This is a genomic window from Brucella sp. LJL56 (assembly GCF_054871705.1).
Map to the genome: position 1 here is coordinate 277,714 of NZ_JBTXLQ010000003.1, position 26,865 is coordinate 304,578.

Genomic DNA, 26,865 nt, shown 5'->3' on the forward strand with positions numbered 1-26,865 from the left:
CGCTGCTGTCTCACGTCCAGAAATACCGCACGATGTGAAAGAAGACAGGCGCCGAAAAAACGAGGCTGTCGGCGCGGTCAAGCATCCCGCCATGTCCCTCAATCATGTGGCCCCAGTCCTTCACGCCGCGATCACGCTTGATGGCGGAAGCAACCAGCCCGCCGAAGAAGCCCATGATGCAGGAAGTCGCAGCAAGTGCGCCCGCCTGAACCGGCGAAAACGGCGTCAGCCAGGCAAGCCCTGCTCCCAAAAGAGACGCTGCGGCAACCCCGCCGACAAACCCCTCCCAGGTCTTCGACGGCGATATGCTGGGCGCGATGCGATGTTTGCCGAACAGTTTGCCGAAAATATACTGCAACACATCGCTGCCCTGAACGGTCGCCACCAGAAACGCGATCAGAAGCAGCTTCTTGCCATCGAAACCGGGAATATCCAGCGTCATCAGCGCGGGCACATGACTGATACAATAGACCGAGAGCATGATGCCCCATTGCTGCTCGCTGATGCGTTCCAGAAAGCGCGACGTGTCACCGGAAAGTGCTGTCAGAACCGGCATGGCGAGGAAGCAATAAACCGGGATGAAGATGGAATAGAGCCCGTACCAGTCAATCCAGATCAGATAATATTGCACCGGAATGACCAGCAGGAACATGCCGAGCAGCACGCGATGGTCGGCGCGGCGTGTTTGCGTCAGCGTTGCATATTCACGCAACGCAGCAAACGAGATCAGCGCAAACAGCACGATCACGCCGCCCTTGCCGAACAGGAAGGCAATGCACATGGCCCCGACCATGATCCACCATGCCTTGATGCGGGCATTGAGATTGACCAGCGTGGACGAAAGCGGCTTCGGTGCGCGCCATGAAAGAATACCGGCAACGGCGCTTGCCGTTATCAGAACGCCCATGAGGCCAAGGAATAATCGGGTCGTTTCACTCATGGGAGTTTACCGTTATGGGGCTGAATATCGAGAAGGCTCTGGCGGGCGCGGGCGAGAAATTCCTTGCGGTCCTCGCCGTCGCCAAGCTGCACCGGCGCACCGAAAATGACCCGGCACAGAAGCGGCACCGGCAACATGGCGCCCTTGGGCAGCACGCGAGACATGTTTTCAATCCAGCACGGCACCAGCTCGACATCAGGGCGCGCCAACGCCAGATTGTAGATGCCGGAACGAAAGCGCAGCAGCGCTTCATCGGTCATGTTGCGCGTGCCTTCGGGAAAGATGATGAGCGAATGACCATCGGCCAAAGCTTTCAGCATCACTTCCATCGGGTCTTGCGTGCGTTCTACCCAGTTGCGTTCCACAAGGACGGTGCGCAGCAGAACTTCCGCCATGAACTGGCGCACGCGGTTTCCCCGCCAGTAATCCGCACCGGCAACAGCGCGGGTGCGCGCACGTTCCTCCTGATCGAGGCAGGAGGAAAGCAGGATAAAATCGCCATGGCTGGTGTGGTTGGCAAAATAGATGCGCTGATTGCGCGATGGCCCGGTGCCACTCCAGATTGGCCGTACACCGGTAATCCCACGCGACAGGATTGCCAGAAGCGAGCCGAAAATCGATTGCACCTGATGGCGGATCAGTTCCCGCATGTCACAGCCCCTGACCCAATGGCACTGTGGCCAACAGAATGAAAAGCACAATACCAAGCCCCATGAAGAAACGCTGACGCCCCATGATCCGTCGCGAGCCTTCAATCCTTGCCGCAAGCGGACGGACGGCGCCGTCATTGGAACGCAGGCCCATGCGCTCAAGAATATGGTCCACTTCAGCCAAGCCCGTTTCGCCGGAACTGGCGATCAACCTGAAGAGCGCAGCATCGAACAGAAGATGCGCAGCGATACCCAGCACGATCAATGCGCTTGCCAGCAGCAACGGCCAGATCAACCAGAAAGCCAGATCATGCGCCGGGCGCATGAAGGGGGCGACCGCAAGAAGAACGACTGCGAAAGCAATGCCGAGAAAGCCATTGCGGCGCAGAACAATTGCCATGGAGGTTGCAGGCATATTCATGCCAGTCCCCCGGCCCGATGCAGATGGACCGGCCAGCCCCTGGCACGGATCAGCGCTTCGGCTTCCCGCGCACTGGCGGCACGGCCGGTAGAGACGAGCCACGCGACCGCAACTGTTGCGCTGCGTTGAAAACCAAGCGCGCAGCAGACAAGAACCGAGCCGTTGTGGCGTGCTGCTTCAACGGCATCGGAGGCCAGTTGCACTTTTTCGGATGACGGCGCGATCAGATCAATCGTGCCGAAACTTTTCCATTCGATAGAATGGGATGGCGGCACCATTTCTGCGGCGAGATCGATGACGGCCGCAAAGGATGACAGTTCTGCGGTTTTTGGAAACCGCCCGAGAAACACTCCGTCGGCAAGCTCGACATGCGGCGGCAGCTTGCGTGTCCAGAACCGCACATTCAGCCGGGCAAAAAGCCGGTAAGGCCAAAGCAGCCAGCGGCTTGCAAGACTGACCGATCCATCTGTCTGCTTCTGGAAAATGTCAGCACCTGCACCGAAATAGCCAAGAGCCACGATGGCCAGTGCGGTTGCAGGCCATAGCCAGAAAACCGCATAACCAGTGACGGTCAGGCCGTGGATGGCGAGCACAAGAAACAGGATCGCACCTGCCAGATAGTAAAACCCGATCCTTTTGGCTTTGGGGTCTGATGTGAACCGAAACTCTGCCAGAGGCGAAGGGCCATTGCGTGGAAAAAGCCACAAGGCAAACAGGCCGAGCAAAGCGCCTGCCGGAATATCGACCGCGTGGTGCTGATAGGTGGTCAGCACCGACAGACCGATCAGCAGACACCAGACATGCCAGACCACGCGCATGGCATCGCCCATCACGCGGCGCATCTGATCCCAGATGATAATCAAGAGCGCAATATGCAGCGAGGGCGCCTGATTGAAGGGTTTGTCGAAGCCGCCAAGCACATCGAACATGAAACCGGGTAGACCGGCTGTCGCGGGTTTTACGAAGGTTGCGGTCAGCGGAAAGGCGACGAAGCAGAGAACAGCGATAATCTGCGCGGTGAGATAGCGCTTTGCCAGCCGGTCGACCTGTTCGGGGCTGTCATTGACGAACAGCGCAATTGCGTAAAACAGATTGACCGACCAATAGGGAACGATGCTCCACGCGATAAACGGAACTTGGCTTTCCCATCCGAAAGCAAGGTTCGGCACATGACCTTGCTGCGATGCGAGCCAGTTGGCCGTACCGTAGGTCAGGTAGAAGAAGGGTGCGAGAAACAGAAGCCAAAGGACCGCGCGGCGGATCACTGACCACCGTGAAGATCCATCCACTTCCGTTAATTGCGTGGTCACGCTTCGCCGTCTCCAACGCGTTCTGCAATCGATACGGAAAAAATGCCCCACTGATCGACGCGCTGTTCGATCTTACGATAGCCTGCCTTCTCGACAAGCTGGTCCATTTCGCCCTGCGTGCGGCGGCGCATGACCCATGCCTCGCCGCCACGATGCGACGTCAGCGCCCGCGCGATCATTTCGAGCTGCGGATGCCATGGCTGGTTGGTGTAGATCAGCAATGAGCCGGGCTTCTGCACGCGGGCAAGCCCCGATAGCGAACGATTGATCAACGCATTATCGGGGAAAAGTTCGTAAAGACCGGACACGATGGCGAGGTCCGGCTGTGGCGTGACCGCTGCAAGGCTTTCCTCGTTGAAAGCATCGCCCTCTTCCATATGAGCAATGGCTTCCAGCCCGCGATCCCTGATGAGCTTGTTGCCCGCCAGCACATTGATCGGCGAATAATCGCGCAGGTGAATGCTGTCCGGCATTTCGTCCGCACGCACCACCGCATCGATGACATAGCGGCCGTGGCCGCAGGCAATGTCGAGAATATTGGTCGAGCGGCCCTCGCTTTTGAGGCGCTTGATCGCCGCACCGATCAGCTCTTCCAGATGCACCTTGCGCTGGCGGATGCCACGCCAGCCGATGGCTTCCAGAAACTGCTTGTCGATGAGCTTGCCGCCCGGCCCGAGGCCCCGCGCTTCATTCTCATAGACATAATCGAGCGTGGAACCGGAATCGAATCCCGTACGCTTGCCGACTTTCAACCCTTCCGAAAACAACGCACCGAAGGCTATCGAAGCGCGTGTCGACGCCCAGTAAAGCCCCTGCGCGGTCAGAAGCGGCAGCGGGCTCGACAACCGGTCTGCCTCGTCGCGCGTGTGGCCTGCAATATGCGCATCCGTCAGATCGGCGCGCTGCGGCTTTTCGGCAAAACGGGCCTCGATGAAATCGTGGATGTGTTTGATTGCCGGTTTGCGGTCCCGTTCGCCCAGCGTGTCGTGGTAGAACCCTTTCAGAACATGCCGCTCCTTGATGCGGCTGCCGAGATTTTCAAAGAAGCGATGTTGCGGCGCAGGACGCACGACAAAATCGCTGCCGGAAATGAGCAGTTGCGTCGGAACGGTGATCGCCCGCGCATCGTCCACCACGCGCTTTGCCGTCTCGTAGAGTTGCAGCAGGATGTGAGACGCGATGGGCCGTGTGATCAGCGGATCGGTGCGATAAGATTCGATGCGTTCCGGATCATGAGTCAAAAACTGTGGTTTGACGTAGGAATTGACGTAGAACGTGCCCTTCAGCTTCTGCCACAGGCCGATGCCCTCCTTGGCGAATGGCACATAGAGCTTGATGTCAAAGGCAGGTGAAGCCAGCACCAGTGCACGGATATGAGGTGCATAATCATGCACCCAGGCAGCGGCCAGCACCGCGCCAACACTCTGCGCGATGATTGCCACGTCCTCGATGGCGGTGCCGGTTTCCTGCCGGATATGGGTTACGAAACTATCCAGGTCACGGATCGACGCACCAAATGAGGGCGAGAAGCCACGCACGCCCGGCGACTGGCCGTGACCGCGCGCATCCCATGCATAGAAGGCATAGTCATCCAGCCCCAGCTCGTCGACGAGATGTGCGACGCGTCCGCTATGCTCATGGCCACGATGCAGCAGGACGATGACGCCTTTCGGCTTGTCGGAGAGTGATGGCCAGAAACGGTAGAACAGCGAGGTGCCGTCATGGGTGACGAACTGGCTTTCCTGCGCGGCGCGATGCGGTTTTACTGCGTGCTCGTTCATGCCATCCCCTCTCCACCTGTTTCCTCACGGGCCGATTGCCCCCAATTTCTATTGAGTGAAACACAATGTTTGAATAAACGAGCTGGAGCGAACCGCAAATAGCTGTTCAATACTTATTCTTCGTTTCCCAAGAGATTCTTGATGTCGGTTTATCAACTCAAGTCGCGTTTCCAGAATTTACTGAGACCTCTTGTCGTGCGACTTGCGGCAGGCGGTGTAACGGCCAATCAGGTTACAGTCTCCGCCGCGCTCGTCTCAATCATACTTGGCGCTTTTCTGACGTGGAGCGGAAATGCGGCATGGTTTGCCCTCGTCCCGATCTGGCTCTTCCTGCGCATGGCGCTCAATGCCGTCGATGGGATGCTGGCGCGCGAACACGGGCAGAAATCGACGCTCGGTGCCTATCTCAACGAGATTGGCGATGTCGTCTCCGATGCCGCGCTGTACGCACCCTTTGCGATCATCGCACCTTTGTCAGCGCCCTGGATTTTTGCGATTATACTGCTGGCCACCCTGACGGAGTTTGCAGGCGTTGCCGGTGCGTCCGTGGGTGCGAGCCGTCGCTATGACGGACCGATGGGCAAGAGCGACCGCGCCGTGATATTCGGCGTGCTCGGCGCCTGGATCGCCATTGATGGCGGCCTCCCGGACTGGATTTTCTGGCTGCAGCCGCTCCTCTGCCTGCTACTGATTGCAACCACGGTAAAACGCATCGCAAACGGCATAAACGAGACAAAGAGTGGGTAAAACGGCCTTCCGGTACTGGTATTGACGCAATTGGGGCCTATGTTGGTCCATTCAATTCCAGCTCAATCGGAGGCCATGCCAATGAAGAAAGCTAACGCTGCTTTTCTACTTGCGGGCATACTCGCATTCTCATCCGCGTTCAGCCCGGCGTTCGCTGCCAGCAATGGCAGTTCGAAGCAACGGGCGAAGGAAGTCACCGCTGTCGTCAATGCGGTCGCGCAGAAAATGCCCGACCAGCCGATCAATACGGTGATGTATATCCGCTCCAATAATTTCGAGGTTCTGGCCGGCGACTGCACTGTGCGTGCGCACATCGTCTCGTCAGACCACAAGGCGAAAAATACCTCTCCCGACAGGATCAAGGTCCGGCTCAACAAGCGGCGCTGCGCGCGCTAATTTCCATTGAGTTGAGACCTTGCGACCGTCTTGACCACCCAGTCGGCAAAGACGCGCAGGCGGTTGCTGAGGTGCCGATTGGGTGGATAGACCAGATAGATCGGCATCGGCTCGATTTCCCATTCCTGCAGGACAGGGCGCAACGTGCCGTTTGCAAGATCCTCGCGCACCATGAACAAAGGCGCCTGCACCACACCGAGCCCTGCCCGCGCGGCGGCGAGATAGGTGGTCGATTCGTTCGCCGCCACGACATAGCGCCCGTTGACCTCGATTTCCTCCGTCCCCTTTTTGAAGCGGAACGGCATCTGCTGGCCCGTCGAGGGCCGGAAATAACCGACCACCGTGCTGTTCCTGCCGAGATCGGAAGGATGGAGCGGCGTGGAACAGCGGTCGAGATATTCGGCGGAAGCGCAGGCAGTGAAATGCATGTCGCCGATGCGGCGCGCAATCAGCGACTGGTCGGTCAACTCACCGATACGAATGGCGCAATCGACATTTTCCGCCACATAATCGACAGGCCGGTCCGATACGCCGAGGTCAATCTGGATATCGGGATAACGCTGGTGAAACTCGATCAGCGCCGGAATGATGATGAGATTGGCGACCGCGCTCGCCATTTCAACGCGCAGGCGACCTTTCGGCAAGGTCTGGGCACTCGACAGGCTGCCGTCAAGTTCCGCGAGATCGGCCAGCAATCGTGCTGCACGCTCATAGTAAAGCGCGCCGTCCGGTGTTACGAGAACACGGCGGGTCGTACGATTGAGGAGTTTTGTACGCAGATGGGCTTCCAATCCCTGGATGAGATTGCTGATCGTTGCCTTGGGCATATTGAGCGAGGCGGAGGCGCGCGTGAAGTTCCCGGTTTCAACAACCCGGAGAAAAGCGCGCATGGCCGAGAGCTGGTCCATTATCAAAAAGCCGTCATTGTTCGAGATTCTGGACAGTGTAACCAATTATAGGGGACTATTCCAGCCTATAGACAATGCTAATATCTGACCATGGCGGTTTGCCGCTATACATGAAGGCCAAGAAAGATGTGCGAGAAGTTTAGTGTAGAGACAATGCAGGCGGGTAACACCAACTGCACGGCGCGCATTTATAAGGGTGCCAAATTGCTCTCTCCTCCGCCGGTGGTGTTGCACCTTCACGGTGGGGCTTTCTCGGTCAATTGCCTTGGCGCTTGCGAACGCGTTGCCGAAACACTTGCCGAGGCAGGTGCGGTGGTCGTATCGCCGGAATATTCGTCGGCCTGCCTCAACCCGTTCCCGGCGGCGCTTGAGATAGCCTACTCCATTTTGACTTCGATGCGCGAGCGTTGCCCTGAATTTGCGCACAAGAAGTCGATGCTGTTCGTCGCCGGTGAAGAGGCGGGCGGTAATATTGCTGCCGGCGTGGCCCTCATGGCGCGCGATCAATATCTGACCGATCTCAAGGGTCAGATACTGCTTTCGCCCATGCTAGACCCCTGCCTCGCCACGGCGTCTTTCCGCAAATATTGCCCGGAAAGCGCCGTTCAGACGATGTCGGATGGCTGGCAGCATTATCTGGGCGAGTGTGCGGGTTTCACCCACCCCTATGCTGCGCCTGCCTTGTGTACGCGTCTTGCTGGCCTGGCACCCACTTTGCTTGTCACCAGCGCCCAATGTCCGATGCGCGATGAAACGCAAGCCTATGCCGAGCGTCTCCGTCAGGCGGGCGTGAAGGTTCAGTCTCATGTCCTGCCCGGAAAAGCCGGCTGGATACCCGAAAACAAGGTGGCGGGCACCGACTGGTCGCCACAGGAACATAAACTTATCGACCTGTTTGCCGATTTCTTCCGGCAGGCAGGAGCAAAGCCAATCGCAGCATAACATCAGTTTTGAAGTCCTCCCAAGCTTTGATCTGATGCTCACATTGAGACCGGCCCCCACCGGTTAGAGCGGAGCTCTAACCTCCTTTATTGAAAGCATAATCTGACCGATCCTCGTTCCACTCCGGTCGGATTATGCTCTAGGAGATACAACAATGACATCGATCACAGCCCGCCGGGCCCTCTGGGGCGCCGGCCTGAGTATCCTATTGTCTGCAGCCGGCGGCGGCGCCATTCTCTTTGGTGTTCCTCACCTCAAGGCCGACGCCGCAACCGATATTTCCGCTCCACCACCTGCCGTACCGGTTTCGGTCGCCAAGGCGGAATCGCGACGCATCGTGAGCTGGGAAGAATTTTCCGGTCGTCTGGAAGCGATTGACCGGGTTGAAATTCGCCCGCGCGTCGGCGGCGCTATCCTGAAAGCTCATTTCCGCGAAGGTGCACTGGTAAAGCAGGGCGACCTGCTCGTCACCATCGATCCGGAGCCCTATGCGGCGGCAGTCGAAAAGGCGAAAGCGCAGGTTTCAGCCGAAGAAGCCCGCGTTGCGCTGGCCAAAACGGAACTGGAACGCGGGCGTCAGCTCGTGACCACCCGCACCATTGCCCAGAGCGGCCTCGACCAGCGCTCCAGCGCCTATGACGAGGCGCAGGCAAGCCTGCGTTCCGCCAAGGCAGCACTTCGTTCATCCGAGCTTGACCTTCAATATACGGAAGTGCGCGCGCCGATTTCCGGTCGCGTCGGACGGTTGGAAGTCACGGCGGGCAATCTGGTTGCCGCAAGTTCCGCCTCGCCGGTCCTGACCACGCTTGTTTCGGTCGATCCGATCTATGCAAGCTTCAGCGCCAATGAGGAAGTCGTCACCAAGGCGCTTGCCAAGCTTGCCGCCTCACCCGGCGGAAGTGCCATCGAGCGCATTCCCGTCCAGATCGGCACCGCTTCCGATGAAGGCACCCCGATTTCCGGCCATATACAGCTCATCAACAATGAAGTCGATGCCACGACCGGAACGATCCGCGTTCGCGCGGCAATCGACAATCCGGATGGAAGGCTCATACCGGGCCAGTTTGTCCGCATTCGTTTCGGCGAGCCGGAACCGGATGAAAAACTGGTGGTGAGCGACCGGGCGATTTCTTCCGATCAAGACAAGAAATTCGTCTTCGTCGTCGGCGCGGATAACAAGGTTGAATACCGGCAGGTGGTTCTCGGTCGCAATTATGACGGCCTGCGCATTGTCGAAAGCGGGTTGAAGCCCGGCGAGAATATCGTCGTCAACGGCCTGCAGCGCATTCGTCCGGGCGTGGTCGTCGTACCGCAGCCTGTCACCGAAACACTTGCCAAGAATTAGTTGAAACGGCGCGTCTTACGGCGCGCGCTAGACGCAAGAACTCAGCCTCATCAACCCGCGAGAACGCACGTTCCCGCGGGTCAGGAGAGTCTTTGCCTTCCCGCTTAAGGGGGATAAACAGATGAACTTTTCACGCTTTTTCGTCGACCGCCCGGTCTTCGCTGGCGTTCTGTCAGTTCTGATCTTCGTTGCCGGTCTGATCGGCATGACAGGTCTGCCGATCTCGGAATATCCGGAAGTCGTGCCGCCACAAATTGTGGTTCGCGCACAATACCCAGGCGCCAACCCGGCCGTTATTTCCGAAACAGTCGCAACGCCGCTTGAAGAACAGATCAACGGCGTCGAGGGCATGCTTTATATGCAGAGTCAGGCGACCGCCGATGGCGTCATGACGCTGACCGTCACCTTCGCGCTTGGCACCGATCCCGATCAGGCCCAGCAGCTCGTGCAGAACCGTATTTCACAGGCCGAACCACGCCTGCCGGAAGAAGTGCGCACCCTTGGCGTTACAACTGCCAAAAGCTCGCCCGACCTCACACTTGTCGTTCACCTTATTTCGCCCGATGGGCGATATGACGTGAACTATCTGCGCAACTATGCCGTTCTGAACGTCAAGGACCGGATTGCCCGTGTTCCGGGTGTCGGTCAGGTGCAGATTTTCGGCGGTGGCGATTATTCGATGCGTGTCTGGATTGACCCGCAGAAGGCAGCCGAGCGCGGACTTTCCGCAAGCGACATCGCCAATGCCATCCGCCAGCAGAATGTTCAGGCCGCTGCCGGTGTCATCGGCGCATCGCCATCCGTTTCGGGTCTGGACCTCCAGCTTTCCGTCAATGCGCAAGGCCGTCTCCAGTCACCGGAAGAATTTGCCAATATCGTTGTAAAATCGGGCAGCGAAGGTGAAATCACCCGGCTGGGCGATGTTGCGCGCGTTGAAATGGGGGCTGCCGATTATTCCCTGCGCTCGCTGCTCGACAACAAGCAGGCTGTGGGCATGGGCGTGTTCCAGGCCCCCGGCTCCAATGCACTTGAGATTTCTGAGAACGTCCACGCCGCCATGGCCGATCTGAAGAAGACCATGCCGGAGGGTGTGGATTTCGACATCGTCTATGACACGACGGCCTTTGTGAAAGCCTCCATCGAGTCGGTCATTCACACCCTGCTCGAAGCCATCGTGCTGGTGGTGATCGTCGTCATCCTGTTCCTGCAGACATGGCGCGCCTCCATCATTCCGCTGGTCGCTGTTCCCGTTTCCATCGTCGGCACCTTTGCGGTCATGTATGTGTTCGGCTTCTCCATCAATGCACTCAGCCTCTTCGGCCTCGTGCTTGCCATCGGCATTGTGGTCGATGACGCCATCGTGGTGGTGGAAAATGTCGAGCGTAACATCGAACAGGGCCTGTCGCCGGTCGAGGCAACCTATCGTGCCATGCAGGAAGTGTCCGGGCCGATCATCGCCATTGCACTGGTGCTGGTTGCGGTCTTCGTGCCGCTTGCCTTCATCACCGGCCTGACCGGTCAGTTCTACCGCCAGTTCGCTCTCACCATCGCGATTTCGACGGTGATCTCCGCCTTCAACTCGCTGACGCTTTCGCCTGCTCTGGCAGCCCTGCTGCTGCGCGGTCACGATGCGCCGAAGGATCGGCTTACCCGCATCATGGACAGGCTGTTCGGCTGGTTCTTCCGTGGCTTCAATCGTTTCTTCGGTGCAAGCTCGGAAGCCTATGGGCGCGGCGTTGGCGGGATTCTCTCGCGCAAGTCGCTGGTCATGGGGCTCTATGTCGTGCTGCTTGGCGTCACCTTCGTTCTGTTCCGTGCGGTGCCCGGCGGTTTCGTTCCGGCACAGGACAAGCAATATCTCATCGGCTTCGCGCAATTGCCGGATGCGGCAACGCTCGACCGTTCGGAAGATGTGATCCGCCGCATGAGCAACATTGCCCTCAAACATCCGGGCGTGGCCAATGCCATCGCCTTCCCCGGCCTGTCGATCAACGGTTTCACCAACTCGTCGAACTCCGGCATCGTTTTCGTGACGCTGAAGCCGTTCGAGGAACGTAAAACCCCGGACCTTTCAGCCAATGCAATCACGGCAGACCTGAACCAGCAGTTCGGCGCCATTCAGGATGCTTTCATCGCCATGTTCCCGCCACCGCCCGTTCAGGGTCTCGGCACGACGGGCGGCTTCAAGCTCCAGCTTGAGGATCGCAACGGGCTTGGCTTCAAAGCGCTTGACGATGCGACCAAGGCGTTTCTCGCCAAGGCGTATCAGACACCTGAACTGGCTGGTCTCTATTCGAGCTACCAGATCAATGTGCCGCAGCTTTATGCCGATCTCGACCGCACGAAGGCACGTCAGCTTGGTGTGGCCGTGACCGATGTGTTCGAAACCCTGCAGATTTATCTGGGTTCACTCTATGTCAACGACTTCAATGCCTTTGGACGGACCTACAGCGTGCGCATTCAGGCCGATGCGAATTACCGCAGCCATGCCGAGGATATCGGCAAGCTGAAAGTGCGTTCGCAGTCGGGCGAGATGATCCCGCTGTCGGCTCTTCTGAAAGTCGAGCAGACCGTGGGTGCAGAACGCGCCATCCGTTATAACGGCTTCCTTTCCGCCGATATCAACGGCAACCCGGCTCCCGGCTTCTCGTCCGGTCAGGCTCAGGCTGCCATCGAACGGATCGCGGAAGAAACCCTGCCTCCGGGCATCGCTTACGAGTGGACCGACTTGACCTATCAGCAGATTCTGGCTGGCAGTTCCGGTTTCCTCGTCTTCCCGCTGGCGCTGCTGCTCGTCTATCTGGTTCTGGCTGCACAGTATGAAAGCCTTGCCCTGCCGCTTTCGATCATCATGATCGTGCCGATGGGGATCATGGCAGCGCTCACCGGCGTCTGGCTGACGGGAGGTGACAACAACGTCTTCACCCAGATCGGCTTGATCGTCCTTGTGGGGCTATCGGCGAAGAACGCGATCCTGATCGTGGAATTCGCCCGCGAGCTGGAGCTATCCGGACGCAGCGTGGTGCAGGCTGCAGTCGAGGCAAGCCGGTTGCGTCTGCGCCCGATCCTGATGACTTCGATGGCCTTCATCATGGGCGTGGTGCCTCTGGTGACATCAACGGGTGCCGGTGCGGAAATGCGCTCGGCCATGGGCATCGCGGTCTTTGCAGGCATGATCGGCGTGACGGCTTTCGGTATCTTCATGACACCGGTGTTCTATGTGCTGATCCGCAAGCTCTCCGGAGAACGCCCGCTGAAGCATGCAGGCGCGAAGATCGAAGCCCCGCATCTGGCGCCGGGGGAATAACCCGGCGTCCTCTCTCTAGTCCCGAGTCAAAGGGCCGGAGCAATCCGGCCCTTTCTTCATGCAAATTGTGGACTGGCGTCCCGCCGTCGCGATATCGCCCGAATCTCTTTTTTAAGAGGGGCTTGTCCGATGCATGAAGGAGAAGATTGTTGCAGAAACCCGGTTTGCTTGCCCTCGCCCTCGTTGTTACAGCATTGACTGCGTGTTCCGAAACGACGCCCGGCCCGTCGGCAAGTGCCGCTCCTGCCAAACCGCCAGTCGATCCGACACCCATCACCGGTAACTGGTGCAGTTCCGATGGCCAGCGGTTTTCCATTTCCGGCGAGCGTTTCGACAGCCGCGACAGCCAATGTTCGGTCACGCGGATGAACAATTACGAAGGTACCTTTACCGTGGCCATATCCTGCACCGCCAATGGCCAGCAGTCGAACGAAAACATCACCATTTCACCTGTCGGCCAGTCGCTGCATATCTCGTTCCTGTCAATGGGCGGCAAGCGGGCAGTGGTGAGCCGTTGCGCGTCCTGAACGGGCCAAAATCAAATCAAGGCAGAACAATGATTTGGCGCGATTTTCGCGCCAAATACGTTTTTACTGGCAGAACGCGCGCATTTTCCCGTCGGAAATTGTGGCGAGCGCCCGGCGAAATCATGGCCAAAATATGGCGTATGGCGTTTTAGGGATGATGTGATGCGACAGGGCGGTCAGGCTCTGCTAAACTTGCCGTTGCAATGCCACATCCCAACTGAAGGGAGACAGACATGAAAGTCGTATTCGTGACTACCGCTGTCCTCGCTCTGTCGGTTACAGCGGCGATGGCAGACTGCACCTATCATAGTGCCCAATCCTCCACGAAGATGGAGAAGCCTCAAACAACTGCCAGCATTCAGACAACGGCACCCGAACAGAAGTAATTGCCATATCTTCATTTGTGACGATCGTTGCCATGAGCAACAATCGTCACAAATTTTATGGGCCTAGAACTTCACGTTGAACGAAGCGTTGAAGCCGTTTCGCACCGCTCCGTCACCGAACTGACCCTTGTAACCGGCTGCAAGCGAAGCGTTTTCACTGAACTGGAAGTTCAGACCAGCTTCAATCAAGGCTACATCCTCAGCAATCGGCACACCCGCTACATTGAAGGCATCCGAACCGGTAAATGCATGATTTGCAACGGGAGTAGTGTCCCCGGCCGCATGCTGCCAGCCGACCATTGTATGCAATGTCGAGGCGATACCACCAAGCGTCAGGTCTGTCGCGGCTCTCAGGCCAAGCGTCGTATAGGTGACGTCGTCATTGTCGCTGCCGCTGTGAAGACCGGCAACACCGTCCTCATCATATCCATCGGTATGGAGCCGGACATAGGCCAGATTGGCAAACGGCTCGAAGCTCGTGCGACCGGCCTGCATCTTGTAACCGGCCTCGCCGAACATTTGCAGCGCCCTTGCGTCGTATGAAGCCTCTTCCGCCGCATTGAAACCGGCGAAGGAAACCGAGCGTCCGGTGTCGATATTGTACCAGCTATGGGTTGTGCCAAAGCGAAGCCCGATATCACCTGCGCCGACCTTTTCGACGACGGTTCCGGCATAGGCCCCGAGCGTATAGGTATCGACGGATGCGCTTGAGAAACGGTCATCGGCATCGAAGGAAGAATGGCCATAGCCTGCCAGAAGCCCGGTGCGCCAGTTGCCGACCGGCATGTCGGTACCGATGAAAACACCGCCTGCGGAAGTTGAGAGCTTGGCGGCATTGCCGTCGCGATCATAGGAACCCCAGGCACCATAGCCCTGCAGCCAGAAGGCCGTTTCGGCGGTATTGGCGCAGGCCTGACTGTAGGCTCCCGTGCTGCCTTTGCCGGTCCATACCGGATCGCCCGCCTTGCAATTTGCATCGAACGAAGCGCGCAGGCGGTCGCCGATGGCGTCACGTGCAAACCGGTTTTCGTCAATCAGCGCACCCTTGACGCTGGCGTGGGTTTCACCCGAAAGAGCATCGAAACCAGCGCGTGCCTCAGCGGCAGTCAGGCTGACGAGCGCATTATAAACTGCACCGCTGCCCAGCCCGTCGGCAGCAAAAGCCACCGCTTTCTGGTTTCGCGTCTCGCCGACGCTGGCAAAGCTGGCATCGTTGCGCTCAAGACGGAGATCGATCGTCGTCGCACCGTAATTCAGGCTCGGCGTCAGAAACGCCAGATTGCTGTCGATTGACGCAAATGTTCCGCTGATACCGCCCGCCGAAGTCAGGATCGTATAATTGGTCTGCGGCGCCCAGCCGCCGTTTTCGCCAATAATCGAAAGACCACCGGCAAGCTGCGCCGAACCGCCGATGACGAGCTTGCTGGCTTCTCCCGTAGGTGTGGTGTCGATCAGAAGGACGCTGTTCGCATCCTGCACCAGATTGCCGCCGATGGTCAGCGTTCCGATGGAACCACCGGGACGCAGCACACCGTCATTGGTGACCGATCCGAGAATTGCGCCGTGCCCGCGTAACGTACCGCCCGTCCTGATGGTGACATCGCCGCCCAGAACCGCAGCCGATGGGTCGGCATCGCCGACCTTGAGCATACCGTTTTCAATGATGGTGGAACCGGTAAAACTCGCACCGTTGCCATTGAAAACCAGCATGCCCGAACCCTGCTTCACAAGGCTTCCGCTGCCGGAAAGACTGCCTGCAAATATACCATCGTCCTGCTGGTCGAAGACAAGCCGCGCATTATTGGTGATGTTGCCTTGAAGGCTTCCCGCATCGCCCTGCAAGATGCCGCCGCTGACAAGCGTTCCGCCGCTATAGCTGTTCGCACCCGACAGGACCAATGTGCCGCCACCCGTTTTGACAAACGTACCGCTGCCCGAAACATTGCCTGCGAAGGTGCCGTCGCTCTGCTGGTCGAACACAAGCTGCGCATTGTTGGTAATATTGCCCTGCAAGCTTCCCGTATCACCCTGCAAGGTGCCGCCGCTGACGAGCGTGCCGCCGCTATAGCTGTTTGGGCCGGACAGGACCAATGTGCCGTCGCCCGATTTGACCAGAGCGCCGCTGCCCGAAAGAGCCTGCGAGACCGTAAAGCGTGCTGCCGCATCGGCAATGTCGAAGCCGCCGCCATTGCCGGTCATGGTCAGGCTACGGGCGGTTTGCGAAAATCCGGTCCCTGTGATCCGCAGCGTACCGCCATCAAGGATGAGACCACTGATGGGAAAGCCAAGATTGCCGTCGTTCGATACGGAAAGTGTGCCAGCACTGATCCGTGTGCCGCCGTTATAGGCATTGAAGGCATTGAGAACGAGCGTTCCCGCGCCGGTTTTGGCGATGCCGTCCATGCCGACGATGACGTTATCGATGGTTGCAGCCCAGTTTGCGCTTGCAGCCGAACCGTCCCCTACGCGAATTTCAGATGCATTTCCGCTGCTGCCGATGAGGAGCAGGGCACCGCCATCGAGCCGATAACCGTCGCTGGCAAACTGCATTCCAAGCGCACTCACCGCACCACCGGTATTATCGACCCTGACGACGCCGGGTGCACCGCCGAATATTGCAAAGCCCGGCTGCGGAGTCATGGGTCCGGTCACGCTGCCCTGAGAATCAGTCCAATTATTGGCGAAGACAGACCACGATCCACTGCCACCGCCCATCTGCGTCGGGCTGGCTAAACCGTTTGCGTTCCAGAAATTGAGCTGAAATCCGGCCATGTTGATCAGATTGATCTGCTTGTTACCGGTGAGAACTTGGATACTGCTTCCCACAGGCGCGCTGAACCCACCGCTACTGATGGTTAATGCTCCTCCATAAGTGAACAGGTTGTACACACCCGGCCCCATGCCGCCGCCATCGGTGATATTAAGAATAGAACTGTTGATCGTCAGGTCGCCTTCGACACGTACACTGTCACTCAGACCAAAAGTCGAGAAATTTGGGCCAGGCGCACCGATCTCGAAATCAAGTTGACTGCCCACCCCTACTGTGAGATTGCCGCCAACCGTAAATGTGCCGATGCTTGCGCCGGGGCTCAAATGACTTCCCGAGCCCAGCGTCAGATTACCACCGATGCTGCCGTGACCGCCGATTGTCGCGCCTGCGTAAACCACAACATCGCCCGCAACCGATGCTGCCGTTCCGCTAGTATCTCCTATGACGAGACTGCCAGCCGCGACACTGGTAAGTCCGCGATAGGTGTTGATGCCGTTGAAAACCTGCTGTCCGCTGCCTTGCTTGATGATACCTCCCGTGCCACTGATCACCCCGTCGAAAGTCCGGCTGGTTGCATCGCCGAATGTCAAGGCGTATTGAGCAAGCGATACGGATGTTCCGGCAACACCGCTCAAAGAGCCTATGGTCTGGTTGCTGCCTGCCCCGCTAATATCAAAACTGGCCCCCGTGCTGCCCAGATTTACAGAGCCGCCAGCCGCGAGTGCCCCGCCAGCGCCAAGCGCCAGCGTGCCAGCATTGATCGTCGTGCCGCCGGTATAGGTGTTGGTGCCGGTGAGCGTCTGCGTACCCCACCCCGATTTCGTGATTCCGCCAGTGCCGCCGATTGTTCCGCCGAATGCGGTGTTTGCGCTGTCGCCAAATGTTAGAGAGTTCGCTCCCAGAGCGATCTGAGTTCCTCCCGTTCCGGCAAGCGCCCCGATCGTTTGGGACGAACTGGCCTGGCTGATATCCAAACTCGTACCTGTACCAACAAGGCTCACTGCTCCGGTACCTGCAAGCGACCCACCGGCACCAAGCGCCAGCGTGCCTGCATTGATCGTCGTGCCGCCGGTATAGGTGTTGGCGCCGGTTAGAAGGAGTGTTCCTGCACCGTTTTTTAAGACGCCACCAACACCGAAGATCACACCGCTCAGGGCCATCGTATTGGAACTGCGAAGATCAAGGGTTGTGGCACTGTCGACGCTCATTGCGTTTGAGAGGCTGGCGGCCGAGGTACTGTCGAGCGTTGTATTGCCGCTGATACGAATGATGCCCGATCCAAATGCGGCACCATTGGCGAAAACCACCCTGCCACCACCAAGATTCGTGCCACCGGTATAGCTATTGGCACCGCTCAGCATGAGCGTGCCGGAGCCGCTTTTGCCGAGCGACCCAACACCTGAAATGGCGCCGTTCAGGGTTAAGTCGTATGCGCCGGAGACCGCCAACCCTTCCACTCCGCCAGCTATCCCTCCTCTTTGGAGGCTTATATCGTTGGCCAATGTCAGCGATGGACGCAGCGACGTCATCCGCCCGCCGTCGAATACAACCGTGCCTATACCCAGGGCGCCCGAATTGCCGAGATTGACGGTGGCACCATTACCGACTTCTGCACTGGCGACACTTGACGCTCCGGAAAGATTCCAGGTTCCGTTTCGAATGTCGAGAAGATTGAAATTGATATACTTGCTGACGTCGATTGCGCCTTCTGGTGTTCCGCCGGATTGCTGAAGGGTCAATGTATTGTTCCCACCGGCTCCGCCATCGACATAACCCGTTGCGGCGAAACCGACATTTCCAGTGCCCGGACCAGGGCCTACAGCCCAGGCAAAACCGCCCCCCGAACCGACTGATGAACCCGTTGTGGCGATGAAATGATTATTGCTGCCAGCTCCCAACCATACGCTGCCTGCTATGGTTCCAGAATTTGTGAATGTGTTGCCTGATACCGATGAGCCAAAGCCAATACGTCCGGTAATATTTCCGGAATTTTCGAAATTGACCTGCCCACCGCCATAGACAACAACAGCAATGCCGTCCGGATCGGGGGTTCCCCGCCCCCCAATCGCGGCAGGCCTTACCGCTATCGTACCGGTATTGATAATATTGGAAACGCCGCTGTTTTGCACCGACAACGCAAGGCCATCCAGACCAACCGACGCTCCTGATACACCGGACAGAGTGCCATAATTGTTGATCGAGTATATATTGCCTGGTGCCGTTGCCGGATTACCGACAACAAGCCCCGAAGAGGGAATACTCACTGGCCCCTGGAAGGCTGGATCGATTGCGCCTTGATTGGTTACTGTGACGTTATTGCCAGTAAGGCTCATTGCCGTCCCGCCAACGCTCGAATCCACGTCGACAACCGCGCCAACTGTTATGGTGACATTTAGATCGTCGGCACTATTCGAATAACTGGGGGCGCTGGAATCCGAAGTACCCGAACAGGTCACCCTCGTCCCGTCCTCTGTGCATGTCGCCTGCGCTGACGATACAGCAGATAAACCGGCCAGCGCTGTTGTCATCAGCAATATGGATTTGTGACGCAACACGCCTGTCATGTGAATCCCCCCGGATACCCGCCTGCAATGCATAGATTTTTACTGGACAACGCGAATGCGCATCACCGCTTTTACATTGCGACTTACAGAAACAAAAGATGAAAATCTCAATTTCTTGGGAGGAATATTGGGGTTTCGTGAAGCGCTTCCACACTGTACTTGCAACCCACAGATGCAAAGACATGCCACCTGAGAATCGCAAACATTCCTCAAACGTGGCGAGGGAACTAATTGCATTTTCAGTGAAGGACAAAAAAAAGCGCGCCCTCCAGATGAAGGACGCGAAAGAGTTGCAAGCTCGCTCTGATCGAGGAACCCGAACGGCAGGTTCTTAGGCTCGACCAGATGCCCGCCGGCCATTCTTATCCGGAAAGCAATCGATGAATGCAGGATCGGTTTATTCGTAGCTCGAAACTTTTCCGAGAGTAACCGTTATCGCCGCTTCCGCGCTATCCAGACTGGTTGGCTGCCTATCGACCCCGACTCCCCGCGGTCGATAAGCAGCCCCCGCCCAATTTTGCGCCAGCCTCCTAAGCCCCAACAGGCCGGCGGTTATTAAGTGAACGCTCTAACAGAGAAAAACAATTCCCCTGTTCAGGGGGGTATGTTAGAAAGAAAAACACGCCTTCCTTTCCGAAAAACACTTGTAAACGCCGGTAGAGATTGAAAGATTTTGTGAATCAGTTTGATATTTATTTGGCATTGGAACGAAATTTTTTAATGTAACGTGTGAATTGAAGCTTTCAGCGGGTAATTTCGCTTTGCAAACTCAAGAGAACCTTGAAATTGCACACGTCCTCCCGTTTAAGCTTAGATGCATTCGTAACTGTTCGTTTCTGGAGATACCCCACGTGTCATGCGCAAACTGGATGTTCGCTTCCCGGCGTCTTCTGGCGCTACCGGCATTGATCGCGTTTTTCGCCATCTGCCAAATCACATATTTTACCGGCGCGGTTGAAGCTGCGCCGCCCACCACACTGACTATCGTCGCTCCGAACGGAACCACGCGTGTGCTGACCGGCGAGGACTTTACAAAACTGCCGCAGAACACGTTGAAGACGAACACCGCATGGACCGAAGGGCCGCAGAATTTCGACGGCGTGCTGTTGCGCGACGTGCTGGCGACCGTGGGAGTCGACGGAAAAGCGGCTGCCGACCATTCGATCACCGTGCTCGCGCTCAATGATTACAGCATTAGCATTCCGCTGGAAGACGCCTACAAATACGATGTTCTCGTCGCGCACAAGATGAACGGCAAGGAGTTGAACCGGCGTGACAAGGGGCCATACTGGATCGTCTACCCGCGCGACCAGCATGAGGAACTGAACGATTCGCGCTATGATCACCGCTGGGCATGGCAGTTGAAGCAGATCGAGGTGAAATGAGACTCAAGCGGGGTTATATTCTTTCCGGCCTGGTCATGGTGGGTTTTGCAGCCCTGCTCGCTTATGCATTCATTCAGCTTCTCGTCATCCAGAAATCGCTCGCAACCTATGTCGGCGAAAACATGGTTTGGGCCATCACCCAGACCGAACGCGACGCCGGGCGGCTGGGCGAAGCGGCACTGACACTGCCAAGCGGCAACACCAACACAGCCGATCTCTCGCTCCGTCTCGACGTTCTTTACAGCCGCTTTGCGCTTCTGGCGGATGCCCCGCAGAAGAAATATTTCGCAGGCATTCCGGGTGGCGCCCAAACCATCCAGCGCAATGCCGAACGGCTTCCCGAAATCGAGGCGATGATCGACGCGGAGCCGGAAAAATTCGACCCGATCGCCATTTACGAAGCGCTCGTTCCCATGCGCGAGGAACTGACCAAAGTTGCCAATGATGCGATGATCCTGGAGCGCGACCGCGGCGGCGCGCAGCGCGACCAACAATTGCAATCGATCTATCTCATCATGTTCGCAGTGCTGGGCATCATGGCCACCGGGGGCATTCTGTCATGGCAGGTGTTTTCCAACATGCGCAAGGCCGAGCGCGCCAACAAGGCGCTGCAGGAATACAAGCAGCAACTGGAACACACCGTCGCCGACCGCACCGCTGCCTTGCGCGAAGCGCTGGAAAACGAACGCAAAGCCAAGGAACTTTACAAGAGCTTCATCACCACGGTGTCTCACCAGTTCCGTACGCCCGTATCGATCATCGATATCATCGCACAGCGCTTCATTCGTCGCGCCGACGAGTTCACACCCGAAATCATCATCGACAAGGCCAAGCGGATGCGCAACGCTAGCCGCCGCCTGATTCTGCTTCTGGAGAGTACGGCCAATGCGGAGCGTCTTGATGAGAACGGTTTTCAGATCAACCGGCAGCCGGTCGATTTTTCGGAACTGGTCCGCAATACCTGCACCTACCATCAGGAACTGCATCCCGAGCTGGAACTGGTGATGGACATTCGGGACAGCGAGACCTTCTGTTATTGCGACGGCATTCTGGTCGAACAGATTCTGGTCAACCTGCTTGGCAATGCCACCAAATATTCGCCCGCCGACAAACCGATCGAAGTGACCACGGAAGAAGACGAGAACGGCTTCCGATGCATCGTCCGCGATTACGGCATCGGCATACCGACGGAGGATACCGAGCGCATCTTCACGCGCTTTTTCCGCGCCAGCAACGCATCGCACATGGCAGGCACCGGCCTTGGCCTCAGCCTGTCGCGTGCCTTGGCCGAGTTGCACGGCGGAACGCTTGTCTTCACTTCGGTTGAAGGACAAGGTACGGTGTTCATTCTGACTCTACCAAAGGTGGCCCAGCATGCGACTGCCTGAAATCCTCCCCATGCCCACCATCCTCTGCATCGAGGACGAAACGCATATTCTGGAAGAACTGATCGATGAGCTGAGCACTTCAGGTTTCAACGCCGTCGGCGCAGCCAACGCGACCGAAGCGCTGCACGTGCTGGACACGACGACACCCGACATCATCATCTGCGATATATTGATGCCCGGAACTAACGGCCTGCAGTTTCTGGAACAGATTCGCAGCTCCCGCGCTGACCTTGCCGGAACGCCATTCCTGTTTCTGACCGCACTTGCAGACCGAAGCCACGAGCTGACCGGCAGGGAAGCAGGCGCCGACGATTATCTCACGAAGCCGATCGACTTCGACGTTCTCATTCTCACGATCCGCGCCAGGCTCAATCTGGTCGCGCGCGTGAAAGCGATATCCACCCATCCGGTAGCGGTTGAGCCGGACGGCGAATTCATCCATCTGTCGCGCCGGGAAACCGAAGTGCTGAAGGAAATCGGCATCGGACACCGGAACGGCGAAATCGCCCGCAAACTTGGGCTATCGGAGCATACAGTCAGCGACTATGTGAAGGCCATCTATCAAAAGCTCAGCGTGTCCTCGCGCGCCGAGGCAACCCGTGAAGCAATAAGGCGCGGCCTGATCGACATGAGATAGGCCAGCGTGGAGTTCAAACAGATTTGTTTGGGGATGACCGGCAATGATCTCGACAACCCGAAAGCCCCAAATTACGATTTGCTCATGAAGCAACCGGTTCGACGACGCGCTATCTTCTTCATTGGCGGCTACGACCCGAAAACGCCAGAGGCGTTTTTTGGACGATTGAATAGAGAAATCAAGAGGTTCGAGGCACTTTGGGGTGCCCGTTCCGATGTTTCCGCTGTTAACGTATCGCCTGATTGCGAAATCGGCTCCGTGTCGATCAGAACCGCTCCAGCCGACGACAGTTGGGCCACCGAAACGGACTTCAATTTTCTTGTGCTGGACAGAATAGTGCTGGCGGATTTCGAGCGCCCCCTTCCTGTCAGGCTGGCCAAATATCTTGTGGCATTCGGCGATTTCTTCATAACCGGCACGGCCTTCCGCTTCTTTGCCAAGGCGTGGCGCTTCGGGCTTTATTTCCTCTACCCGTTTCTCGTGCTCGCCTTGTTCGCAGCAATTGGATATGCGGTGGCGCGGTGGACGGCGCAATGGCTGGGCGCTGTGAGCTGGCTCGTCGGTCTGGCGGTTTTTTCCGCAGCACTCGCCGTTCTGGGCAAGCGATGGTCAACCAACCATCTGATGGATCTGTGGTCGTTTTCGCTCAATTTCATTCGGGGAAGACGGCAGGACGCCGATGCCCTGATGCAGCGCTTTGCATCCGGTATCGTCGAACGCATCAGCGCGAAACATTATGACGAGGTCATTCTGATCGGCCATAGCACCGGCGGCATGCTGATGCTGGACGTTGCAGCGCGCTGCCTTGCCATCGATCCGGCATTCAGCAGCCGCGCATCGAAAGTGACGGTGCTCACCCTTGGATCGACCGCGCTCAAGGCAGGCTATCACCCCGCTGGCAAGCATTTTCGCGAAGGCGTGCAACGGCTGGTGGACGACGGCAAAATCGACTGGGTGGAAATCCAGTGCCTGACCGATGCCATCAATTTCTACAAGACCGACCCTGTGGCCGAAATGGGCCTGAAGCGCGAACCGCAGCGGCCCTTTCCTGTCACAAAGACTGTGCGAATAAAGGACATGCTGCAGCCGGAAATCTACAAGCGTGTAAAGCGCAATCTTTTTCGCGTGCACTATCAATATGTATTCGGAAATACGAAGCCCTATTGGTATGATTTCTTTCAGATTTGCTGTGGGCCGATTTCGCTGAGAGACCGGACAGACGACCGAATAATCGGCGCCTTGCCAACGAAGGAAACTATTGCCGAATGACACCGACACTGGCCGCAATCGTTTGGGGCATCGGGCTTGTTGCCTGGGTCGTTATCCGCATTCCGCACCAGCGGCGTGCGCGCAAGATCAAGGTTGCCAACAATGCAAAAACGCTTGCCGACAGGCTGGCGCTGGGGGCGGCGACCGTCGGCCTGTCGCTGATTCCGATCGTCTATGTCGCAACCGGCTTTCCCGCTTTTGCCGACTATGCTTTCCAGCCATGGCTGGCCTGGATTGGGCTGATTGTCGAAATCGCTTTCCTTTGGCTTTTCTATGCAAGCCATCGACAGTTGGGCAAAAACTGGTCCGTCTCGCTTGAGATCCGCCGCGAGCACAAGCTGGTAACCGACGGGCTCTACAAATATGTCCGTCATCCGATGTATGTATCGTTCTGGCTGTGGGCGATTGCGCAATTCTGCCTGCTGCCGAACTGGTTTGCCGGTCTTGCCGGACTTGTCGGCGTTGGCATCCTTTATTTCTATCGGGTCGAGCACGAGGAGGCGATGATGCGCGCAGCATTCGGCGCATCTTATGACGAATATGCCAGCCGGACCGGGCGTATCATTCCAAAAATCAAACTCTAGTGATTTGGTTGAAACAATCCGACACTCTAGATATCTGTCTTGATGTGTCGCGTTCTAAAGCCGTTTCATAGTTTTCGAACGCGCTCCAACAGGTAATCGAAGATGATTTCAAAGCCGAATAGTTTGCGTTCGAAATCCCTGACCCGTCGCAGCCTGCTGTTTGCCGGGGCTGCACTTGCACTCTATGGCAGCGCGGCACAGGCAGCACCCAAAACGCCTTCCGGAAACTCGCCAAAGGCCGATGTCTATCTTCTGCGCGGTTTCGGGGATGTCTTCTCCACAGGCATCGACGAGATTGGCAAGCAATTGCAGGCCAACGGAGTGGATGCGCATGTCGAGGGGCATCAGGCCTGGCGTTTCGTGCTGAACAAGATACTCGCCGACCAGAGGAAAAATCCGCGCGCACCCGTCATTCTGATCGGCCATTCGCTCGGCGCCAATGCCATCATCGATATTGCAGCAGCCCTTGAGCAGAAAGGCATCCAGGTCGCCTATATGGCCACTTTTGCAGCAACCGCGCCGGCCCCTCTGCCCGGCAATATCAGGCGTGTCGTGAACTTCTATTTCAAGCAGCATGGCTGGGGCCTGCCGCTGACCGCCGGCCCGCGCTTCCGGGGAAGTCTCGACAATCGCGATTTCTCTGACATGAAGGATATCGGCCATTTCAATATCGAGAAGCAGCGCCCGCTTCAAAGTGAAGTGGTTCGCAATGTGCTCGGCATCGTACGCTCGAGATAAGCTGGAAAAGCCGATTGGCGGAAGAGAATGGGAGTCGAACCCACCAAAGACCGTCTATCGGCCCCTCCCGGATTTGAAGTCCGGACATGCCACCGGGCATGCATCCCTTCCATCTAATTGATATTATTGCCTAATTTCTAATTCGGTAGCAATGTTGAATGGCGATTTGCTACCCATTTGCTACCTTTTTATTTTCCCTTCTTTCCTACAGCACGAGTAATCATCGCGTCAATCTGGGCTGCGGCATTAGCCTGCATGCCCGGCATGACATGCGAATACAGATCGAGCGTGATGCCGATAGTCGAGTGGCCGAGGCGTTCACTGGCAATCTTCGGATGAACGCCAGCGGCAAGCAACTGCGTGGCGTGGGTGTGCCGTAGATCGTGAAACCTGATGCGGGGCAGTTCCGCATTGCCTTTGATCAAATCTTGCCAAGCGTCGGTCAGTGATCTTGGCTGAAGCGGTTTCCCTTCATGGTCCGCAACGATAAAGTTGTCATCGTTCAGCCGTATTCCGAGCAGCAAAAGATTTTCCGCCTGTTTGGCCCGATGCGTCTGTAAAGCCTTGGTCACAGATGCCGGGAGATCGACAACGCGCCCCTTCCCGGATTTTGGCTCCTTGTAACGGGTTTCTTTGTTCGTCTGTTCGGCGCTCTCGATCACGAATATCCGCGATCCTTCGAAATCGACATGCTTCCAGCGCAGTGCCGCAATTTCACCACGCCTCATTCCGCACATTACCGCAAGAAGCACCGGGATATGCAGACGCTTGCCTTCGACGGCCTGCAACAACATTGCTGTCTGGTTGGCGTCAAAAGCCTTCATTGGCTTTTTTACCTGCTTCGGAGCCTTGGATGTCGTGGCCGGGTTCCTCGGCAGCAATTCCCATGTCACAGCCTGACCAAGCGCCATGACAAGCACCCGGCGAATATGCCGGACAGTAGTTGGAGAAAGCCCGCCTTTGCCGTCAACGCGGCCGGAAACGAGCGCCGTTGCTAGCGCGTTGTCGATACGCTCAGTTTTGAGCTTATTCAAAATGACATCGCCAAGCAGCGGCTTGATATTCAGTTCGCAGAGTTCGGTATAGCGCTCATGGGTCTTGTTCGATACGCTCGGCTTGACGTGAACAAGCCACCGTTTCAAAAATTCCGAAACCGTGGTTTTGTCAGGCTCGATGTAAACGCCGCCATTAAGCTCGGAAATCAGCCGGGCACATTCGACCTGGGCTTGTCGTTTGGTTCCATGAAAGGTGTGCCATTTGCGACGGCGATTTCCTGTTTCAGGATCAGGAACGTCAAGGACGATTGCCCACTTGCCGGGCGAGCGTTCGCGGATGTGGCCTTTCATTTGCTCTCCTTCCACTTCTCAGCAAGCGGCTTAAGAACCTCTTTGACACTCGTATAATATTTGTCGGCCACCTCATCAGCCTCTTGGATCGCCTGCGCTGTAGTCTTTGCGTCTTTGAGGGTCGCGGCCTCGCCCAAAACTCCATACAGAAGGTTGATCATTCGCTTTTGCCCTTCTGCTTGGTTCATAAAGGCAACGAGAACTTCGGTTAGCGCTTGGGTCGAATAGGCCTCATCATCAACCCCATTCACCGCGTTATCCAAGTTATCGATCATTCGCGGCATTAAAGCACGTAAGTCATTTAGGTTTTCTAAGAGCGCGTCGAAGTGCCTATCCAGCCTCAACCCAATCTGTACCAGTCGCCTTACTGCTTCAGATCGGGACGGTATACGGTTTTCGTAGCGCCAATCATCGATTGCCTCCAACTCATCCTTCGTAATCTTGATGTGAAGCCTCTCGGTTTCACTCTCGCCCAATTTTGGCCGCGCCATCATAATCTCCGCTATTAAGTGCATAAAGTGCGC

22 protein-coding genes and 1 tRNA gene are annotated in these 26,865 nt (G+C 57.2%); 13 read left to right on the forward strand and 10 right to left on the reverse strand.

Annotated elements, in window-relative coordinates:
• Positions 1–10: 10 nt before the first annotated feature.
• From ACYSN1_RS13250 to ACYSN1_RS13270, 5 genes are read right to left on the reverse strand one after another with little or no spacing between them, the layout of a single operon-like run.
• Positions 11–940, reverse strand: coding sequence for a phosphatidate cytidylyltransferase (locus ACYSN1_RS13250; RefSeq protein ID WP_461726105.1), 930 nt, complete (start codon positions 938–940; stop codon positions 11–13).
• On the reverse strand, positions 937–1,590 hold the full coding sequence (locus ACYSN1_RS13255; RefSeq protein WP_461726106.1) for a lysophospholipid acyltransferase family protein: 654 nt from the start codon (positions 1,588–1,590) through the stop codon (positions 937–939). Before ACYSN1_RS13255 ends, ACYSN1_RS13250 begins: the two co-directional genes overlap by 4 nt.
• 1 nt (position 1,591) lies before the next feature.
• On the reverse strand, positions 1,592–2,011 hold the full coding sequence (locus ACYSN1_RS13260) for a hypothetical protein (protein ID WP_461726107.1): 420 nt from the start codon (positions 2,009–2,011) through the stop codon (positions 1,592–1,594).
• Complete coding sequence (locus tag ACYSN1_RS13265) at positions 2,008–3,321, reverse strand: phosphatase PAP2/dual specificity phosphatase family protein (protein ID WP_461726108.1); 1,314 nt, start codon at positions 3,319–3,321, stop codon at positions 2,008–2,010. The genes ACYSN1_RS13260 and ACYSN1_RS13265 overlap by 4 nt, the downstream gene beginning before the upstream one ends.
• Positions 3,318–5,102 (reverse strand): bifunctional alpha/beta hydrolase/class I SAM-dependent methyltransferase, encoded by a 1,785-nt coding sequence (locus tag ACYSN1_RS13270; RefSeq protein WP_461726109.1) that lies wholly within the window; start codon positions 5,100–5,102, stop codon positions 3,318–3,320. The genes ACYSN1_RS13265 and ACYSN1_RS13270 overlap by 4 nt, the downstream gene beginning before the upstream one ends.
• Before the next feature lie 141 nt (positions 5,103–5,243).
• Here ACYSN1_RS13270 and ACYSN1_RS13275 point away from each other — a divergent pair, with 141 nt between their 5' ends.
• Both ACYSN1_RS13275 and ACYSN1_RS13280 read left to right on the forward strand, forming a co-directional pair.
• A complete protein-coding gene (locus ACYSN1_RS13275) occupies positions 5,244–5,849 on the forward strand; it encodes a CDP-alcohol phosphatidyltransferase family protein (RefSeq protein ID WP_461726110.1) in 606 nt (201 codons plus the stop codon).
• Positions 5,850–5,930: 81 nt separating this feature from the next.
• On the forward strand, positions 5,931–6,245 hold the full coding sequence (locus tag ACYSN1_RS13280; protein ID WP_461726111.1) for a hypothetical protein: 315 nt from the start codon (positions 5,931–5,933) through the stop codon (positions 6,243–6,245).
• On the opposite strand, the gene ACYSN1_RS13285 is transcribed toward ACYSN1_RS13280, so the two are convergent.
• Entirely contained in the window at positions 6,242–7,153 is a 912-nt protein-coding gene (locus ACYSN1_RS13285; RefSeq protein WP_461726112.1) for a LysR family transcriptional regulator, read from the reverse strand. The two genes, ACYSN1_RS13280 and ACYSN1_RS13285, sit on opposite strands and share 4 nt — an antisense overlap.
• 126 nt (positions 7,154–7,279) lie before the next feature.
• Here ACYSN1_RS13285 and ACYSN1_RS13290 point away from each other — a divergent pair, with 126 nt between their 5' ends.
• The 5 genes from ACYSN1_RS13290 (at position 7,280) to ACYSN1_RS13310 (ending at position 13,660) form a co-directional block, all read left to right on the forward strand.
• Positions 7,280–8,095 carry an alpha/beta hydrolase gene (locus tag ACYSN1_RS13290; protein WP_461726113.1) on the forward strand — a complete coding sequence of 272 codons (816 nt, stop codon included), beginning with the start codon at positions 7,280–7,282 and terminating at the stop codon, positions 8,093–8,095.
• A 154-nt stretch (positions 8,096–8,249) separates the two neighbouring features.
• A complete protein-coding gene (locus ACYSN1_RS13295; protein WP_176038224.1) occupies positions 8,250–9,440 on the forward strand; it encodes an efflux RND transporter periplasmic adaptor subunit in 1,191 nt (396 codons plus the stop codon).
• Between the two features lie 121 nt (positions 9,441–9,561).
• On the forward strand, positions 9,562–12,747 hold the full coding sequence (locus ACYSN1_RS13300) for an efflux RND transporter permease subunit (RefSeq protein WP_461726114.1): 3,186 nt from the start codon (positions 9,562–9,564) through the stop codon (positions 12,745–12,747).
• 149 nt (positions 12,748–12,896) lie between these two features.
• Positions 12,897–13,274, forward strand: coding sequence for a hypothetical protein (locus ACYSN1_RS13305; protein WP_461726115.1), 378 nt, complete (start codon positions 12,897–12,899; stop codon positions 13,272–13,274).
• Between the two features lie 233 nt (positions 13,275–13,507).
• The gene (locus tag ACYSN1_RS13310) at positions 13,508–13,660 is read left to right on the forward strand and encodes a hypothetical protein (protein ID WP_155723819.1); all 153 of its coding nucleotides are present in this window, start codon (positions 13,508–13,510) and stop codon (positions 13,658–13,660) included.
• Positions 13,661–13,723: 63 nt separating this feature from the next.
• Here ACYSN1_RS13310 and ACYSN1_RS13315 read toward each other — a convergent pair whose 3' ends face one another.
• Complete coding sequence (locus ACYSN1_RS13315) at positions 13,724–18,994, reverse strand: autotransporter domain-containing protein (RefSeq protein ID WP_461726116.1); 5,271 nt, start codon at positions 18,992–18,994, stop codon at positions 13,724–13,726.
• 851 nt (positions 18,995–19,845) lie between these two features.
• Here ACYSN1_RS13315 and ACYSN1_RS13320 point away from each other — a divergent pair.
• The 6 genes from ACYSN1_RS13320 to ACYSN1_RS13345 all read left to right on the forward strand — a co-directional run bounded on the left by ACYSN1_RS13320 (position 19,846) and on the right by ACYSN1_RS13345 (position 24,995).
• Positions 19,846–20,379 (forward strand): putative pterin-binding protein, encoded by a 534-nt coding sequence (locus ACYSN1_RS13320; protein WP_461726117.1) that lies wholly within the window; start codon positions 19,846–19,848, stop codon positions 20,377–20,379.
• Positions 20,376–21,767, forward strand: coding sequence for a sensor histidine kinase (locus tag ACYSN1_RS13325; RefSeq protein ID WP_461726118.1), 1,392 nt, complete (start codon positions 20,376–20,378; stop codon positions 21,765–21,767). The genes ACYSN1_RS13320 and ACYSN1_RS13325 overlap by 4 nt, the downstream gene beginning before the upstream one ends.
• On the forward strand, positions 21,754–22,404 hold the full coding sequence (locus ACYSN1_RS13330) for a response regulator (protein ID WP_461726119.1): 651 nt from the start codon (positions 21,754–21,756) through the stop codon (positions 22,402–22,404). The genes ACYSN1_RS13325 and ACYSN1_RS13330 overlap by 14 nt, the downstream gene beginning before the upstream one ends.
• A gap of 84 nt (positions 22,405–22,488) precedes the next feature.
• Positions 22,489–23,673 (forward strand): lipase, encoded by a 1,185-nt coding sequence (locus ACYSN1_RS13335; RefSeq protein WP_461726120.1) that lies wholly within the window; start codon positions 22,489–22,491, stop codon positions 23,671–23,673.
• Positions 23,670–24,257, forward strand: a complete 588-nt coding sequence (locus tag ACYSN1_RS13340) for a protein-S-isoprenylcysteine O-methyltransferase (RefSeq protein ID WP_461726121.1) — start codon at positions 23,670–23,672, stop codon at positions 24,255–24,257. Before ACYSN1_RS13335 ends, ACYSN1_RS13340 begins: the two co-directional genes overlap by 4 nt.
• A gap of 102 nt (positions 24,258–24,359) precedes the next feature.
• Complete coding sequence (locus ACYSN1_RS13345; protein ID WP_461726122.1) at positions 24,360–24,995, forward strand: lipase; 636 nt, start codon at positions 24,360–24,362, stop codon at positions 24,993–24,995.
• A 15-nt stretch (positions 24,996–25,010) separates the two neighbouring features.
• On the opposite strand, the gene ACYSN1_RS13350 is transcribed toward ACYSN1_RS13345, so the two are convergent.
• The 3 genes from ACYSN1_RS13350 to ACYSN1_RS13360 form a co-directional block, all read right to left on the reverse strand.
• Positions 25,011–25,106: transfer RNA gene (locus ACYSN1_RS13350), tRNA-Sec, on the reverse strand.
• Between the two features lie 77 nt (positions 25,107–25,183).
• Positions 25,184–26,341, reverse strand: coding sequence for a site-specific integrase (locus ACYSN1_RS13355; RefSeq protein WP_461726123.1), 1,158 nt, complete (start codon positions 26,339–26,341; stop codon positions 25,184–25,186).
• Complete coding sequence (locus ACYSN1_RS13360) at positions 26,338–26,832, reverse strand: ribbon-helix-helix domain-containing protein (protein WP_461726124.1); 495 nt, start codon at positions 26,830–26,832, stop codon at positions 26,338–26,340. The genes ACYSN1_RS13355 and ACYSN1_RS13360 overlap by 4 nt, the downstream gene beginning before the upstream one ends.
• Between the last annotated feature and the right edge of the window lie 33 nt (positions 26,833–26,865).